This window comes from Salinivibrio sp. IB282 (assembly GCF_001995685.1).
Classification (GTDB): domain Bacteria; phylum Pseudomonadota; class Gammaproteobacteria; order Enterobacterales; family Vibrionaceae; genus Salinivibrio; species Salinivibrio kushneri.
This window is the reverse complement of record NZ_MUET01000024.1, coordinates 22,668-38,612: the sequence shown is the minus strand read 5'-3', so window position 1 is coordinate 38,612 and position 15,945 is coordinate 22,668. Positions and strand designations below refer to the sequence as shown.

General features: G+C 52.1%; 8 protein-coding genes, 1 tRNA gene, 3 rRNA genes and 1 riboswitch. Of the genes, 7 read left to right on the top strand and 5 right to left on the bottom strand.

What is annotated here, in order from left to right:
* The 5 genes from BZG14_RS07270 to metA form a co-directional block, all read left to right on the top strand.
* Positions 1–254 (top strand): 23S ribosomal RNA (locus BZG14_RS07270); the annotation flags it as partial.
* A gap of 114 nt (positions 255–368) precedes the next feature.
* Positions 369–484 (top strand): 5S ribosomal RNA (gene rrf, locus BZG14_RS07265).
* A 197-nt stretch (positions 485–681) separates the two neighbouring features.
* Positions 682–757 (top strand) — tRNA-Thr (locus BZG14_RS07260).
* 7 nt (positions 758–764) lie between these two features.
* Positions 765–880, top strand: a 5S ribosomal RNA gene (gene rrf, locus BZG14_RS07255).
* A gap of 180 nt (positions 881–1,060) precedes the next feature.
* The gene (gene metA, locus BZG14_RS07250) at positions 1,061–2,008 is read left to right on the top strand and encodes a homoserine O-acetyltransferase MetA (protein WP_077484117.1); all 948 of its coding nucleotides are present in this window, start codon (positions 1,061–1,063) and stop codon (positions 2,006–2,008) included.
* A 45-nt stretch (positions 2,009–2,053) separates the two neighbouring features.
* Here the strand turns inward: metA and BZG14_RS07245 are convergent, their stop codons facing one another.
* Complete coding sequence (locus BZG14_RS07245) at positions 2,054–3,346, bottom strand: cation:proton antiporter (RefSeq protein WP_077608381.1); 1,293 nt, start codon at positions 3,344–3,346, stop codon at positions 2,054–2,056.
* A 183-nt stretch (positions 3,347–3,529) separates the two neighbouring features.
* Between BZG14_RS07245 and metH the strand changes: the two genes are divergently transcribed.
* Entirely contained in the window at positions 3,530–7,189 is a 3,660-nt protein-coding gene (gene metH / locus BZG14_RS07240; RefSeq protein WP_077608380.1) for a methionine synthase, read from the top strand.
* Positions 7,190–7,227: 38 nt separating this feature from the next.
* Here the strand turns inward: metH and lysC are convergent, their stop codons facing one another.
* Entirely contained in the window at positions 7,228–8,586 is a 1,359-nt protein-coding gene (lysC, locus tag BZG14_RS07235) for a lysine-sensitive aspartokinase 3 (RefSeq protein ID WP_077608379.1), read from the bottom strand.
* 120 nt (positions 8,587–8,706) lie between these two features.
* Positions 8,707–8,894, bottom strand: a riboswitch (Lysine riboswitch).
* Positions 8,895–9,157: 263 nt separating this feature from the next.
* Here lysC and BZG14_RS07230 point away from each other — a divergent pair.
* Entirely contained in the window at positions 9,158–10,291 is a 1,134-nt protein-coding gene (locus tag BZG14_RS07230) for a pyridoxal-phosphate-dependent aminotransferase family protein (RefSeq protein WP_077608378.1), read from the top strand.
* Here BZG14_RS07230 and BZG14_RS07225 read toward each other — a convergent pair.
* From BZG14_RS07225 to galU, 3 genes are all read right to left on the bottom strand, one after another.
* Positions 10,288–11,958 carry a Wzy polymerase domain-containing protein gene (locus BZG14_RS07225; RefSeq protein WP_077608377.1) on the bottom strand — a complete coding sequence of 557 codons (1,671 nt, stop codon included), beginning with the start codon at positions 11,956–11,958 and terminating at the stop codon, positions 10,288–10,290. The genes BZG14_RS07230 and BZG14_RS07225 overlap by 4 nt on opposite strands.
* On the bottom strand, positions 11,958–14,783 hold the full coding sequence (gene uvrA / locus BZG14_RS07220) for an excinuclease ABC subunit UvrA (RefSeq protein WP_077608376.1): 2,826 nt from the start codon (positions 14,781–14,783) through the stop codon (positions 11,958–11,960). Before uvrA ends, BZG14_RS07225 begins: the two co-directional genes overlap by 1 nt.
* 136 nt (positions 14,784–14,919) lie before the next feature.
* Complete coding sequence (gene galU, locus BZG14_RS07215) at positions 14,920–15,783, bottom strand: UTP--glucose-1-phosphate uridylyltransferase GalU (RefSeq protein ID WP_069361765.1); 864 nt, start codon at positions 15,781–15,783, stop codon at positions 14,920–14,922.
* Positions 15,784–15,945 lie beyond the last annotated feature (162 nt).

Below are 15,945 nucleotides of genomic sequence, written 5' to 3'. Positions count from 1 at the left end.
CCTAGTACGAGAGGACCGGAGTGGACGAACCGCTGGTGTTCGGGTTGTGTCGCCAGACGCATTGCCCGGTAGCTAAGTTCGGCACAGATAAGCGCTGAAAGCATCTAAGCGCGAAGCTGGCCCCGAGATGAGTCATCCCTAGAGCTTCGAGCTCTCTAAAGGGTTGTCGTAGACTACGACGTTGATAGGCAGGGTGTGTAAGCGCTGTGAGGCGTTGAGCTAACCTGTACTAATTGCCCGTGAGGCTTAACCATACAACACCCAAGCGGTTTTGGGTTGGACTTAAAATAAGCCAGTTGATTGTGGCGAGAACGAACAGCTTTCTAGATTTGTGTTTTGACTGAAAAGTGAAGACACACCGAATTTTGCTTGGCGACCATAGCGCTTTGGACCCACCTGACTCCATGCCGAACTCAGCAGTGAAACGAAGCAGCGCCGATGGTAGTGTGGGGTCTCCCCATGTGAGAGTAGGACATCGCCAGGCTCTCATTGCTTATCTTTTTGATAGCTCGATGCTTTTGATATCTGCGATGCTCATGTATTGGCATACACTGCGCGTCTCGATTCAAAATCCTCATCGCATCAAACAAGATAATCTAATTAGAGCTTAGTATTAGGCTTTAGTTAGCAAACATTTAAGTATCAAAGCAGATTGACGTAAGACTTTGATGAAGCGTTTTCGCTGATATAGCTCAGTTGGTAGAGCGCACCCTTGGTAAGGGTGAGGTCGGCAGTTCAAATCTGCCTATCAGCACCAGAATTTTCTTGGCGGCCATAGCGTAACGGCACCACCTGAACCCATGCCGAACTCAGAAGTGAAACGTTGCTGCGCCGATGGTAGTGTGGGGTCTCCCCATGTGAGAGTAGGTCACTGCCAAGAGCTTTTTTGAAGCCCTCCGCATTCGCGGAGGGCTTTTTTCGTTTCTGTCTTTCTTATCAATACTGTCTTCTCCTATGCTTAAAACAATGTTGGTCTAAGGGTGATCACTGCTTGAGCTTAATCAGTGACTAGGTTATGTTATTAGATATCTGGACGTCTAAACATCTCTAGGAGGCAGTGATGCCGATTAAAATCCCGGATCAGCTCCCCGCGACTAATATCCTAAGGCGTGAAAACATATTCGTAATGACCGAGACGCGCGCGGTGAGTCAAAACATCCGCCCGCTGAAGGTGCTGCTGCTCAACCTGATGCCAAAGAAAATCGAGACGGAAACGCAATTTATGCGTCTACTCTCTAACAGTCCTTTGCAAGTGGATGTTGAGCTTTTACGGATAGATAACCGGCCAAGCAAAAATACGCCAACCGAGCATCTCGATACCTTCTACCGTCAGTTTGAGGCCGTTCGCGGACGTAATTTCGATGGTCTTATCGTGACAGGCGCGCCACTCGGGTTGGTACAGTTCGAGGATGTGATTTACTGGGAGCATTTACAGGATGTGATGAATTGGGCGCACCAACACGTTACTTCAACCCTCTATATCTGTTGGGCCGCGCAAGCGGGCTTAAAGCTACTTTACGACTTGCCAAAGAAAACTCGTAAGGAGAAGTTATCGGGTGTCTATCAGCACGACATTAATGCTGACTTATGCAAACATCCGCTATTACGCGGCTTTGATGATAGTTTCTTAGCGCCCCACTCGCGCTATGCGGATTTTTCGCCTAACTATCTTGCAGAGCATACGGATCTCGACATCTTAGCAACCTCTAATGAAGCGGGTACCTATCTGGCGGCGACGAAAGATAAGCGCAATGTGTTTGTCACCGGTCACCCTGAGTATGATTCTCATAGCTTGCATCATGAATATCATCGGGATTTAGAAGAAGGGATGGAGCCGGCTGTCCCCCTTAATTATTACCCGGATGACGATCCTTCCCAGCCACCGTATGTGAGTTGGCGCAGCCATGGCCATTTACTGTTTGCCAACTGGCTAAACTATTGTGTTTACCAGCAAACGCCCTTCGACTTGGATACCTTCTCTGCGTCTAACTTTACCCTGGATGAATAAAAAAAGGCGCCCGCGGACGCCTTTTGCTTAGGGAGCTGTGTGGATTTAGGTTTGATGTTTATCCATTTCGTCTTGTGCTGCGTTTGCTTTATCAACCATGCCTGTCATGGTTGAGCCTTGCACCAAAATGGAAAACACCACCACCGCGTAGGTCATGATGAGGATCAGCTCGCGGACATCGATATTTTTTTCCGGCACCACCATGATGCCAACGGGCACGGCCATCGCCATCGCCAGTGCGAGACCGCCACGTAACCCACCCCAGCTTAATATACGCACCGCCCAAGGGTTATAAGAACGAAAGCGGTTGAAACCGAGATAGCACATTTTCACGCTAATAAAACGGGCGAGAAGCACAATAGGAACCACCGCCGCCATAATGATCCAGTCTTCTTTATGGAAACTGATTTGCAGCAAGCTAACCCCGATGAGGAGAAAGAGTAGGCTGTTAAGAAATTCATCGACTAATTCCCAGAAGTGGTCGAGGTGATCTTCACTTTCTTTGGAAAAGCCAATAAAGCGGGTCCAGTTACCGATCATGATCCCCGATACCACCATTGCCAGCGGGCCAGAGACATGCAGCATATCGGCCAAGACATAGCCAGCGCTGGGGATAGCCAGCGTTAATAGCAATTCCATCGAGTGATCGTTAGTGGCACAAATCAAGCGATGGAAAAGATAGCCCAGCACTAGACCATATAAAACCCCGCCAACGGCTTCTTGTAAAAATAAGGCAATGGTACCGCCCACCGTCGGGTTGTTGTCGCCAAAGGCTAGGGTAAAAAGGGTCACAAAGATCACGATACCCACACCATCATTGAATAATGACTCTCCCTCAATTTGTGTGGTGATCCGCGTCGGTGCTTGCAGCTTTTTGACGATAGCAAGCACAGCGATGGGGTCGGTGGGCGATATCAGCGCGCCAAATAACAGGCAGTAGAGGAAATCAAAGGGGATGCCAATCAGTTGAAACACGCCCCAGATACCGGAGCCGATTAACAACACAGAGACCAATAGCCCGCCGATCACCAGGGTTGTGATCTCCCACTTTTGGTCGGAGAAAGAGGGAAGCTTGACGCCAATCCCCCCTGCGAAGAGCAAAAAGCCGAGGACGCCTTTGAGCAAAAACGTATCAAAGTGGATATCTGTCAGTATTTGCTCGGCCATGGCTTTTAGTGGAATTGCTTGGTATTGACCGGCGATCACTATCAGCAAAGACAGTAGGAGCGAGCTGGCGGTGATGGCGATCGTGGTTTGTACTCGGCTGATTTTACTATTAATAAAAGCGATAAAGATGGCTGCAGCAGCCATAAAGCTGAGGATTGCGTAGGTTGACATGCCGCTTCCTAGTGCAACGAGGGAATGAAAAAGTGTGTCGAAATATTAATAGAAATCGCTTTCAAAACGAACAGCTGAATTGAAATAGATCAAAATAAATTGTTATTTATAGACGTCTAGATTTCCATTTCCGCTGTGGTAGGATGAAATGACTGCAACGAGGAAGATGATAAGCGTAATAGTATGGACCGACTAACACAGCAACTGCGCGACCGTATTCTAGTGATCGATGGTGGCATGGGCACCATGATCCAAGGTTTGGCACTGAGCGAAGCCGATTATCGTGGCCAACGTTTTAAAGATTGGCACTGTGATGTGAAAGGCAATAACGATCTCTTGGTGCTGACGCAGCCTGATAAGATCGCTTCGCTACACAGTGATTATCTGGCGGCGGGCGCGGACATTATTGAAACCAACACCTTTAACGCCACCCAAATCGCGATGGCTGATTACGACATGCAGGCGCTGAGTGCGGAAATCAACGGCGCGGCAGCCCGGCTTGCGCGTGAGGTTGCTGATTCGTGGACGGCGAAAACGCCGGATAAACCCCGTTTTGTCGCGGGCGTGTTAGGGCCGACGAACCGAACGTGTTCAATCTCTCCAGACGTGAATGACCCGGGCTTTCGCAATGTCAGCTTTGATCAGTTAGTCGACGTGTATGCCGAGTCCACCGAAGCGCTCATTGACGGCGGTGTTGATATCATCATGTTGGAGACCATTTTTGATACCTTGAATGCCAAAGCATGCGCGTTTGCGGTTGAAAAGGTCTTTGATGCCCGCGGTTTTCGCTTACCCATTATGATCTCCGGCACCATCACTGATGCGTCTGGACGCACCTTATCCGGACAAACCACCGCCGCTTTTTATCACTCGTTGCGTCATGTTGAGCCACTGTCGTTTGGCTTAAACTGCGCACTTGGGCCAGCTGAATTGCGCCAGTATGTCAAAGAGCTGAGCGATATTTGTGAGGGCTTTGTCTCCGTCCACCCCAATGCGGGGTTGYCCAACGCCTTTGGCGAGTATGATCTTTCTCCCGAAGAGATGGCGACACACATTGATGAGTGGGCGGCGTCTGGCTTTATCAACTTGGTCGGGGGGTGCTGTGGCACTACGCCCGAACATATTCAAGCGATTAGCGACGCGGTGAAGCAACATGCGCCACGCGCGCTTCCTGATCATCCTGTGGCATGCCGTTTGTCTGGGCTCGAGCCCCTGACCATTAATGCTGATAGCTTGTTCGTCAACGTAGGGGAGCGCACCAATGTCACCGGCTCAGCACGCTTTAAACGCTTAATCGTTGAAGAGCAATATGACGAAGCGCTTGAAGTGGCATTGCAGCAAGTGGAGAACGGCGCCCAAATCATCGATATCAATATGGATGAGGGCATGTTGGATGCCGAAAAGGCCATGGTGCGATTTCTCAACCTTTGCGCGGGGGAGCCGGATATTGCCCGTGTGCCTGTGATGATTGATTCCTCCAAATGGGAGGTGATTGAAGCTGGCCTAAAGTGCATTCAAGGTAAAGGCATCGTCAACTCTATTTCGCTCAAAGAAGGAGAAGAAGCCTTTCTACACCAAGCTCGTTTAGTCCGTCGCTATGGCGCGGCAGTGATCGTGATGGCGTTTGATGAGCAAGGACAGGCTGATACCCAGGCGCGGAAAGTGGAAATCTGTACGCGGGCCTATCACCTTCTGGTCGAGCAAGTTGGCTTTCCACCGGAAGACATTATTTTCGATCCTAATATTTTTGCGGTTGCCACCGGCATTGATGAGCACAATAACTACGCGGTTGATTTCATCAACGCGGTGGCCGACATTAAACAAACTCTGCCGCATGCCATGATCTCGGGCGGCGTCTCAAATGTGTCGTTTTCGTTTCGAGGCAACAATCCCGTCCGTGAGGCTATTCATGCGGTGTTTTYGTATCACTGCATCAAAAATGGCATGGACATGGGGATCGTCAATGCCGGTCAATTGGCGATTTATGATGATTTATCCGAGTCTTTGCGCCTAGCAGTGGAAGATGTGGTTCTCAACAAAGACGATGGGGCGACAGAGCGTTTGCTGGACATCGCCGACAGCTATCGCGATAGCGGGGAGAGCGAGGTCGCAGAAACCGCAGAGTGGCGTAGTTGGCCAGTGGAAAAGCGCCTTGAACATGCACTGGTCAAAGGCATTACCGAGTTTATTGTTGAAGATACCGAGCTGGCTCGCGCCGCGGCAAGTAAACCTCTAGAAGTGATTGAAGGCCCGTTGATGGCAGGCATGAACGTGGTCGGGGATTTGTTTGGTGAAGGCAAGATGTTCCTGCCACAAGTGGTGAAGTCGGCACGGGTGATGAAGCAGGCGGTGGCTTACCTTGAGCCCTACATCAATGCTGAAAAGCAGCAAGGACAGACCAATGGCAAGATCTTGCTCGCCACGGTCAAAGGGGATGTGCATGACATTGGCAAAAACATTGTTGGTGTGGTGCTGCAATGTAATAACTTCGAGATTATTGATCTCGGCGTGATGGTGCCGACCGATAAAATCCTGTCGGTGGCGCGAGAAGAAAACGTCGATATTATTGGTCTATCTGGCCTGATTACCCCATCGTTAGATGAGATGGTGAACGTGGCGAAAGAGATGGAGCGCCAAGGATTTGATATTCCTCTACTTATTGGCGGCGCGACCACGTCCAAAGCCCATACCGCGGTGAAAATTGAGCAGCATTACCATGCGCCCGTGGTCTATGTGCCCAACGCGTCACGTGCGGTGGGGGTATGCTCATCGTTATTATCCGAGACGCAGCGACCGGATTTTGTAGCCCGTTTAGCTAAAGACTATGCCGCTGTACGTGAGCAGCACCAGCGTAAAACCCCGCGCACGGCACCGGTGTCCCTTGAGCAGGCGCGCGACAATAAGTGGCAAACGGATTGGACAAACTATGTGCCTCCGCAACCGGCGAAGCCGGGCGTCCATGTGTACGATGATGTCTCGATAGCAACCTTACGTCAGTATATCGACTGGACACCCTTCTTTATGACTTGGTCACTTAGTGGCAAATTCCCGGCGATTTTGGATCACGAACTGGTGGGTGAGGAAGCGCGTCGTTTGTACCAGGACGCCAATGCTTGGCTCGATCGTTTCGAGGCAGAAGGCTTGGTGGCGGCAAAAGGGGTGTGTGGCCTCTTTCCTGCCAATAGCATTGATGATGATATTGAGGTCTATGAGGATGGGTCTCGCCAAGCGACGCTCACTATACTGAACCACTTGCGCCAGCAAACGAAAAAGCCACGTGGTGCCAACTATTGCTTGTCGGACTTTATTGCGCCAAAAAGCAGTGGCCAGCCGGATTGGATTGGCGCATTTGCGGTCACAGGTGGTATTGGCGAATATGCCCTGGCGGAAGAATACAAAGCGAAAGGGGATGATTATAACGCGATCATGATCCAGGCGGTCGCCGATAGACTCGCAGAAGCCTTTGCAGAGTATCTCCATCAGCAAATTCGAATCACCTTGTGGGGCTATGCGCCCGATGAGACGCTCGATAACGACGCGCTGATCCGCGAGCAATACCAAGGGATCCGGCCAGCGCCGGGTTATGCCGCCTGTCCTGAACACAGTGAGAAAGGCAAAATTTGGCAATTGCTGTCGGTAGAAGCGCATACGGGGATGACACTCACTGAAAGCTACGCGATGTGGCCGGGGGCGTCGGTCTCAGGTTGGTATTTTTCCCACCCTGAGTCACGCTACTTTGCGGTGGCGAAGATCCAAAACGATCAGCGAGACAGCTATGCAGCACGCAAAGGGTGGAGCAGCGAAGAAGCGGAAAAATGGCTCGGGCCGAACTTAAACGGCTAACGAAAGAAGCCAGCACATTAGCTGTGCTGGCTTCTTTATTATTCAAATAAGTCCGCGTGTAACCGCTGCACCACCTGGGTGGCATCGTCATCTTCAACCACCACACAGACATTGTGGTTGCTGGCACCGTAGCAAATCATGCGTAGTTTGTGTTGTGCTAAGGCACTGAACACCGGCGCTGTCGCGCCAGCAGTATGATTCATCTCGTTGCCAATCAGCGCCACCACCGCCAGGTTCTCGCAGATCTCGACATGACATAACTGGGTCAGTTCGGCGATAGCCGCTTCTGGCAGCTGCGGTGCGTCGCCCTGAGTGTTGGTTTGATCAAGGGTTAAAGCGACACTGACCTCCGAGGTGGTGATCAAGTCTACCGAGATTTCAAATCGTGCCAAAACCTCAAATACTTTGGCCAAAAAGCCATATGCATGGAACATGTTTAAGCTGGTCAGTGTCACCATGGTTTGGTTTCGACGTAAGGCGACGGCACGAAACAGCGGTGCCGAGTGCGCTTGTTCGCGGATCCAGGTACCGCCTTGCTCAGGCGCGCTCGCAGCCCCGACAAACACAGGAATATGTYGGCGCACTGCAGGCACTAAGGTGGATGGGTGAAGGATTTTGGCACCAAACGTGGCCATTTCTGAGGCTTCGCTAAAACTAATTTCACTGATTGGGCGCGCTTGGTCGGCAATCCGCGGGTCGGTGGTATAAATCCCCGGTACATCAGTCCAAATGGCCAAACTCTCTGCGTTCACGGCTTCGGCGAACAGTGCGGCGCTGTAGTCGCTACCACCACGGCCTAAGGTGGTGGTTTGTCCGTGGGCATCCGCGCCGATAAACCCTTGGGTGACCACTCGGTGTGTGGCTAAATGCGGAAGCAATTGGTCGTGGCACTGTGTTCGCGTCTGCTGTGGGTCAGGCTGGGCACAGCCAAACTGGCTGTCGGTGCGCAGCAATTCACGCGCATCGGCCCGTATTGTTGCCATACCTTGGCTATTGAGTAAATGAGTGAAAATATGGGTCGAGATCAGCTCGCCGCAGGCGACGAGCGCATCGGTTAAGGCCGAGTTTGGGGCGGAAACCGCTTTTTCGGCATACTCGGCAATGGCGAGATGCCAGTGGTCGACGGCTGTTTGCGTGTTTTGGCAATCAGGAAGTTGCTGCAATATGGCTTGGTGAATGGCATGAATGGCGTCTAATTTGGCTTGGCGCGCGTCAGGGTCGCTGATCCCTTTTGCCAGCGCGACCAAATGATTGGTCACACCGGCGCACGCACTGATCACGATTAAACGGGTTTGCGGGTTTTGCTCGATAACAGCGGCGCTTTGCTGCATCGCCGCTAGCGTCCCGACACTGGTGCCGCCAAACTTAGCGACTGAAATTGATGGTAATGGCCTCACGTCCTTTCCCCTCTCTGGCTAGCAGAGTCAAAAAATTAAAAATGATGGGGAACATCAGAAGTCACATCGTGACCGCGATAAATACCGCGACAAGGTAGGAAGAGCAAACGGCAGGTGTAGTCTGCCAGAAGCGCTCCACCTGTCTGTCCATATGGATGACAAGTGACAGCCTGAAGGATTCAGCCTTCAAGGCCGGCAGCGTATCGACCCCGAACGTACGCCACCTCGGCATTGTCTCCCCTGGTTATCATGCTTAGGAGTGGGGCTCCGCTTGATAACTGCCTGAGAAATGCACCTCTTCTGCATGTTCAGTCATGGGTCGGTGACCGCATGAACAGTTTTAACATTACGGGTGTGATCGCAGGGTGTCAACCGTGTTTTTACGCTCGATAGGAGCGCTGCCCAGCGCCTGCCTCTCACCCAGGCAAGAAAAGGCCATTGCCCATTATCGACCCTGACAAGAAAAGCAAATCGACGCTAGCGATCACACAGTTCATGTGCCAGAGGCTAGGGGGATGGCGAAAAAATATGCTATAACGGTGAGCCTCGGTACCAACAACAAGGATTCGTGATGGCTCGTGCAATTTCCGATATTCAGTCTTTTCAACCTGTCGCTCGCACACTGATGGGGCCAGGCCCTTCTGACATTTATCCATCGGTGCTGCAATCATTGAGTAAGCCGACATTGGGGCATCTTGATCCCTTATTCATTGCCATGATGGATGAGGTCAAGCAGCTACTGCAGTACGCTTTTCAAACCGAAAATCCGTTTACCATTGCGGTCTCTGCCCCCGGGAGTGCCGGGATGGAAGCCTGTTTTGTCAATTTGGTGGAGCCTGGCGACACAGTGATCGTGTGTCGCAATGGCGTGTTTGGCGACCGGATGCGAGAAAACGTGGAGCGTTGTGGCGCACACGCGGTGATGGTTGATGATGCTTGGGGCGATCCGGTCAATCCTGAAAAGGTTGAAGCGGCTTTGAAAGCGCACCCGGAGGCTAGCATTGTCGCATTTGTCCATGCTGAGACGTCCACAGGCGCTTGCTCAGATGCACAGGCCCTTGCCACCTTGGCGCGCGAGCATGGCTGCCTCACTATTGTCGATGCGGTGACCTCTCTCGGTGGCGTGCCGTTGAAAGTCGATGAATGGCAGTTGGATGCGGTTTACTCAGGCAGTCAGAAGTGCTTATCGTGTGTGCCGGGCTTATCGCCCGTGACATTCTCGCCCCGTGCAATCGAAAAAATGCAGGCGCGCACTCACAAGGTGCAAAGCTGGTTTCTCGACCAAAGTTTGGTGTTAGGATATTGGAGCGGMGACGGCAAACGTAGCTACCACCATACGGCACCCGTGAATAGTTTATATGCCTTACATGAAGCTCTGCTTAGATTGTATCAAGAAGGGATTGAAAACGCGTGGCAGCGCCACCGCACGATGCATCAGCGTTTGAAAGCGGGATTAGACAACCTAGGAATTGGCTTTGTGGTCGATGAACCCTATCGTTTGCCCCAGCTTAACGCCGTTTATATTCCTGAGGGCGTAGATGATGCCGCCGTGCGCCAGCATCTTCTCAACACCTATAACTTGGAAATTGGCGCGGGGCTGGGCGATCTCGCCGGCAAAGCCTGGCGGATCGGCTTAATGGGCTATGGCGCAAGGGATGAGAACATTGCCCTGTGTCTTAAAGCCCTGGAAGAGGCATTACGCTAGGGCGTCGCATGGTCTGGGAGGGTATGGCGGGTTGTCCATACCTTCGCCGCGTTTGGATACAAGTAACGCGCTTCTTGCTGTATATCGCGAGCCCGTTGACGGTCACCGATTTGCAGAGCCACCTGATAGGCGTGCTGGTAGCCAGCAAAACGTGGTCTTTGCGCCACTTGACGCAATAATTGGTTAAGATGTTGCTGGCGCTCAGTGTCAGAAAAAGTCGCCAAGTTAGCCTGAAAGTGACGGCTTTGTTGTGCGTGGGCCAGCTTTTGCTGCCACCATGGATGCCGCTGATACAAGGCAAAGCGTTGTGAGCTGAGTAAAGAGTCGCGCAAATAACGATTGGCCAAATACACGGACGACAGGCACACGAGTGTCGCGATGACGAGGGCAGTGATCACGGTGCGACTGGCGATACGTTGGCTGTAACCATGAGTGAGAACTGGGTAGCGGCGATATTTACTGGTGAGGTTATCAAGCCAGTATAGCCAAAGGAGTAACAATATCCCATTAAACCACTGGGTGCCGCTCACCGGATAGATCATCAGTCCTGTGAGCGGAGGGAGCACTAAAGCAATCAAGATCCGCCGTGTTCCTGAGGGCGCACGAAAGATCCTGACGCCGATAGCCATGATCACCAACACATAGCCCAATCCAATCAATAAGCCTCCTTCCAACAACCAAAATAGCAGTGCACTGGGCAGGTTCACTGGACCCAGATGGCCGGGTTGTGAAGCAGAAAGCAATAGCAAGGCCTGCTTGCCATTCCCCATGCCTACCCCAAAAAACGGCGTTGTCTGCCATTGTTGCCACGCTAACAACAACGCACGTTGCTCGCTGGCGCTCAGCCATTGCCAATTATCTTGACCACTGAGGAAAAATACCGCCAGGATAGCGCCGAGACAGACCGCCACAAGCCAGGCTTTGTGCTGGCGCCTGGAGGCAAAGCGAGCCAAATAGGCTTGCTGTAACACGACGGCACACAAGGCAAAGAGCAGCAGCAACGGCTGGCCTTGCATCGCTAATACGGGAATAAAAATGAAGGGGGTGACGGCCAGCAGGCTTTGGCTGATAGGGTGGCGATAGCGGCCACTCGGCTCTCTGGCGAGAATGTATGCGGCTAACGTCAGCCCCGTGAGTAGCAGGGTATGCGTGACCGCTGGGGGCAAGTGAGGTACCCAGTTGTTAAACATAAAAGGTGCCATGCCCGGTGGTGGTTGATTGCCCAACACCGACAGCACCGCGAGCCAAGAGGCGAGCAAAAATACCCCGAGTAGCTTTTGCCGCTGCGAATGGTTAAAAACAAACTGCTGAAGGCTGGAGAAGAAACCGAGGCTCAGTATCAAGGCGGCCATAGCATAACCGCTATTGAGTGCCTCTGCGTGCGGATAGTAATAAGGAATAATCGCCAGGCCCGTTGCCAAACCAAGCATCCAGGTCAGTCGGCTTGCCCGCCAGGTATGTTGACGCACGACTTCCAAGCAGGCAAACCCTAAGGCAAACGCCAAGGTCAGTAGTGATAACGCTGCCGCAGGGTGACGAATGCCCACTAACGGGAGAGACACCGAATAGAGGGGCAAACAGATTAACCACAAGGCCGCTAACGCAAGCAGAAATGGGGCTGTTAGCGGCTTTCTTATTACGCGACTCGGCGGCAGCGCTGAGGTCATTATCGCTCCAACATAGGTTTGAGGAAGTGGGCGGTGTGGCTACCCAAAACATCGACGATGTCTTCTGGCGTACCTTGCGCGATGATTTCACCGCCGCCGTTACCGCCCTCAGGTCCTAAGTCGATGATCCAGTCCGCGGTTTTTATCACATCCAGATTATGCTCGATTACCACGATAGTGTTGCCCTGTTCGCGCAAGCGATGCAAGACATTAAGCAGTTGTTGAATATCATGGAAATGAAGCCCTGTGGTCGGCTCATCGAGGATGTAGAGCGTTTTACCCGTATCCCGTTTAGACAACTCTCGGGCTAACTTAACCCGCTGTGCTTCACCGCCCGATAAGGTGGTGGCGGCTTGGCCAAGGCGAATATAGCTCAGGCCAACATCCATCAACGTCTGTAGCTTGCGCTTGATCGCGGGCACGGCGTCGAAAAACTCACGCGCGTCCTCGACGGTCATCTCAAGGACTTCATCGATGGTCTTGCCTTTATAGCGTACTTCCAATGTTTCCCGGTTATAACGCTTGCCTTTACACACATCACAAGGCACATACACATCGGGTAAGAAATGCATTTCCACTTTGATCACGCCATCCCCTTGGCAGGCTTCACAGCGTCCACCGCGCACGTTAAAGCTGAAGCGACCCACTTTATAGCCGCGCGCACGCGCTTCTTGCGTGCCGGCAAACAGCTCACGGATCGGGGTGAAGATCCCCGTATAAGTGGCTGGGTTTGAGCGTGGGGTACGGCCAATAGGACTTTGGTCAATATCGATCACCTTATCGAAGTGCCCCAAGCCATCAATCGATTGATAAGGCGCGGGATCAGTGGTGGTCGCGCCGTTTAATTGCTGGTGGGCGACTTTAAAGAAGGTGTCATTGATAAGCGTTGACTTGCCTGAGCCTGACACACCCGTCACGCAGGTAAGGAGTCCGACAGGTAGGTGGAGATCAACGTTTTTCAGGTTGTTGCCCGTTGCCCCTTTCAGGGTCAACATTTTGTTCGGGTCGCGCTCAATACGCTTTGCAGGCACCTTGATCGCTTGCTTGCCACTTAGATACTGGCCTGTCAGTGACGACTCACTGGTCAGTATGTCCTCTAAACTGCCTTCGGCAACAATGTGACCCCCATGTGCCCCGGCCCCCGGGCCAATATCAATGATATAGTCGGCCGCACGTATGGCATCTTCATCATGCTCGACCACCATCACGGTGTTCCCCAGATCGCGCAGGTGCTCCAAGGTGTCAAGCAAGCGGGCATTGTCACGCTGGTGCAGGCCGATAGAGGGCTCATCCAGAACATACATGACGCCCACCAAGCCCGCGCCAATTTGGCTGGCCAGTCGAATACGCTGTGCTTCACCGCCAGAGAGGGTATCGGCACTGCGCGATAAATTCAGGTAATTGAGCCCTACATTGACCAAAAACCGTAGCCGGTCATGGATCTCTTTCATCACCTTTTCGGCAATCTTGGCGCGCTGTCCGGTTAAGGTAAGCTGTTCAAAGAAGTCTAGCGCCTGTTGAATGCTCAGCTCACAAATCTCGGGTAGATTGTGGCCGTCGATAAATACATGACGGGCTTCTTGGCGTAAGCGTGAGCCACCGCAGCTGGCACAGGGTTTAGTAGCGATATATTTGGCCAGTTCATCGCGCACGGCATTCGATTCGGTGTCACGGTAGCGACGCTCCATATTGTTGAGGATCCCCTCAAACGGATGTTTGCGTACACGAATATCGCCCCGATCGTTGACGTATTTGAACTCGATCTCTTTCGGCCCTGAACCATATAAGAGGATATCCTGAATGGTGCCGGAGAGATCCTGCCATGGCTCTTCCAAATCAAACCCGTAATGCTCAGACAGCGAGCGTAGCATTTGGAAGTAATAAAAATTACGCCGATCCCAGCCGCGGATCGCGCCCCCCGCCAAGCTAACCGCTGGGTTTTGAATCACCCGCTTGGGATCAAAATACTGTTGCACTCCCAAGCCGTCACAGGTACCACAGGCACCGGCTGGATTATTAAAGGAGAACAGGCGAGGTTCAAGCTCTTGCATGCTGTAACCGCAGTGTGGGCAGGCAAAGTTGGCGGAAAAAATGATCTCTTCCCCTTCACCGTCCATCCAACTGATCACCGCGCTGCCGCCTGTTAGCTCGAGCGCAGTCTCAAAAGATTCCGCCAAACGCTGTTGCTGATCATCGCGCACTTTAAAGCGGTCGACCACCACCTCAATGGTGTGCTTTTTCTGCAGCTCGAGTGTCGGCGGATCCGACAGATCGCACACTTCACCATTGATCCTTGCACGGATAAACCCTTGCGCGGCGAGGTTCTCAAGGGTCTTAACATGCTCTCCTTTACGGTTTTTAATGATCGGCGCGAGCAGCATCAGCTTGCTGCCCTCTGGCAGCGCGAGCACTTTATCGACCATCTGACTAATGGTCTGAGCGGCCAAGGTCACATCGTGAGTGGGACAGCGTGGCTCACCGACACGGGCATAGAGCAAGCGCAAGTAATCATACACTTCAGTGATGGTGCCGACCGTTGAGCGTGGATTGTGCGAGGTGGACTTTTGCTCTATCGAGATAGCAGGCGACAGGCCCTCAATATGGTCAACATCGGGTTTTTCCATCAAGGAAAGAAACTGGCGTGCATACGCTGACAAGGATTCAACGTAGCGGCGCTGGCCTTCTGCGTATAAGGTATCGAAAGCCAATGATGACTTTCCGGAACCAGACAGGCCAGTGATCACGATCAGCTTGTCGCGAGGGATGGTGAGGTTGATGTTTTTGAGGTTGTGCGTGCGCGCGCCTCTGACGTCGATATTGTCCATTATTATCCTACTACTCAGTCAGCTCACTGGTTGGTCGCCTAGTATGGCATAGACATGACCATGACCAAATAAAAAGGCTGTATATTTACACAGCCTTTACATGAAGGGGAAAACACGCGATCCGACGCGATTAACGTTATCGGCGATTTTTCACCGTCGCTTCGTCTTTATTGCGTCCGCCAAGGTAGTGATGTTGGTAGCAGTGGTTGGTGGCTTCAATAAAGCCTTCCACGCTGCCACAATCAAAGCGCTCACCTTTAAATTTGTACGCCAGTACACAGCCTGATTGTGCCTGTTTGAGCAGCGCATCGGTGATCTGCACTTCGCCGTTTTTACCCGGCGGGGTCGTTTCTAACAGATCAAAGATATCTGGCGTCAGAATATAGCGGCCAATGATGGCAAGGTTGCTTGGCGCATTGCCCGGATCGGGTTTTTCCACCATATTATCTACGCGGAAAAGGTCATCTTTGATCTCTTGGCCGGCAATCACACCATATTTATGGGTCTCATCTTCCGGCACCTCTTCCACCGCGACAATCGAGCAACGGAATTGATTATATAAGGCCACCATTTGTTTGAGGACGCCGTTATCAGGATGGATGCAAAGATCATCGGCGAGTACGACGGCAAAGGCTTCGTCGCCAACCAGCTCACGGCCGGTTAAAATCGCATGCCCCAGACCGCGCATTTCGTGTTGGCGAATGTAAGTAAAAGAGGCTTTTTCAATGGTGTTGCGGATGTCATCGAGTAGCACTTCTTTGTTGGTGCCACTGATCTGATGTTCCAGTTCATAGTTCTTATCAAAGTGATCCATGATGGCATGCTTACCACGCCCCGTGACGATACACATGCCGTTGATACCCGCTTCCAAGGCTTCATCCACGCCGTATTCAATCAAAGGCTTGTTGACCACTGGCATCATCTCTTTGGGCATCGATTTGGTTGCCGGTAAAAAGCGGGTGCCATAGCCAGCCGCTGGGAACAGACATTTTTTAATCATCTCAGATCCTTTCTTTTATATTGGGTGGCGACGGATCTTTATTCGGTCGACACCACCAAGCGGGTTGCTAGCAAGCGGCTGCTAACAATGTTATCTGGGTCAATAGTTTGCTGGGTTCAGTGCGGCTAAGCAAGTCCTACGCACCAATGCCCCCAGATAGCG

Excerpts from the sequence above, each read along its gene's own strand:
- galU (WP_069361765.1), bottom strand. The coding sequence starts at position 15,783 with ATGATTAAAAAATGTCTGTTCCCAGCGGCTGGCTATGGCACCCGCTTT.
- BZG14_RS07225 (WP_077608377.1), bottom strand. The coding sequence starts at position 11,958 with ATGACCTCAGCGCTGCCGCCGAGTCGCGTAATAAGAAAGCCGCTAACA.
- metA (WP_077484117.1), top strand. The coding sequence starts at position 1,061 with ATGCCGATTAAAATCCCGGATCAGCTCCCCGCGACTAATATCCTAAGG.
- uvrA (WP_077608376.1), bottom strand. The coding sequence starts at position 14,783 with ATGGACAATATCGACGTCAGAGGCGCGCGCACGCACAACCTCAAAAAC.
- BZG14_RS07245 (WP_077608381.1), bottom strand. The coding sequence starts at position 3,346 with ATGTCAACCTACGCAATCCTCAGCTTTATGGCTGCTGCAGCCATCTTT.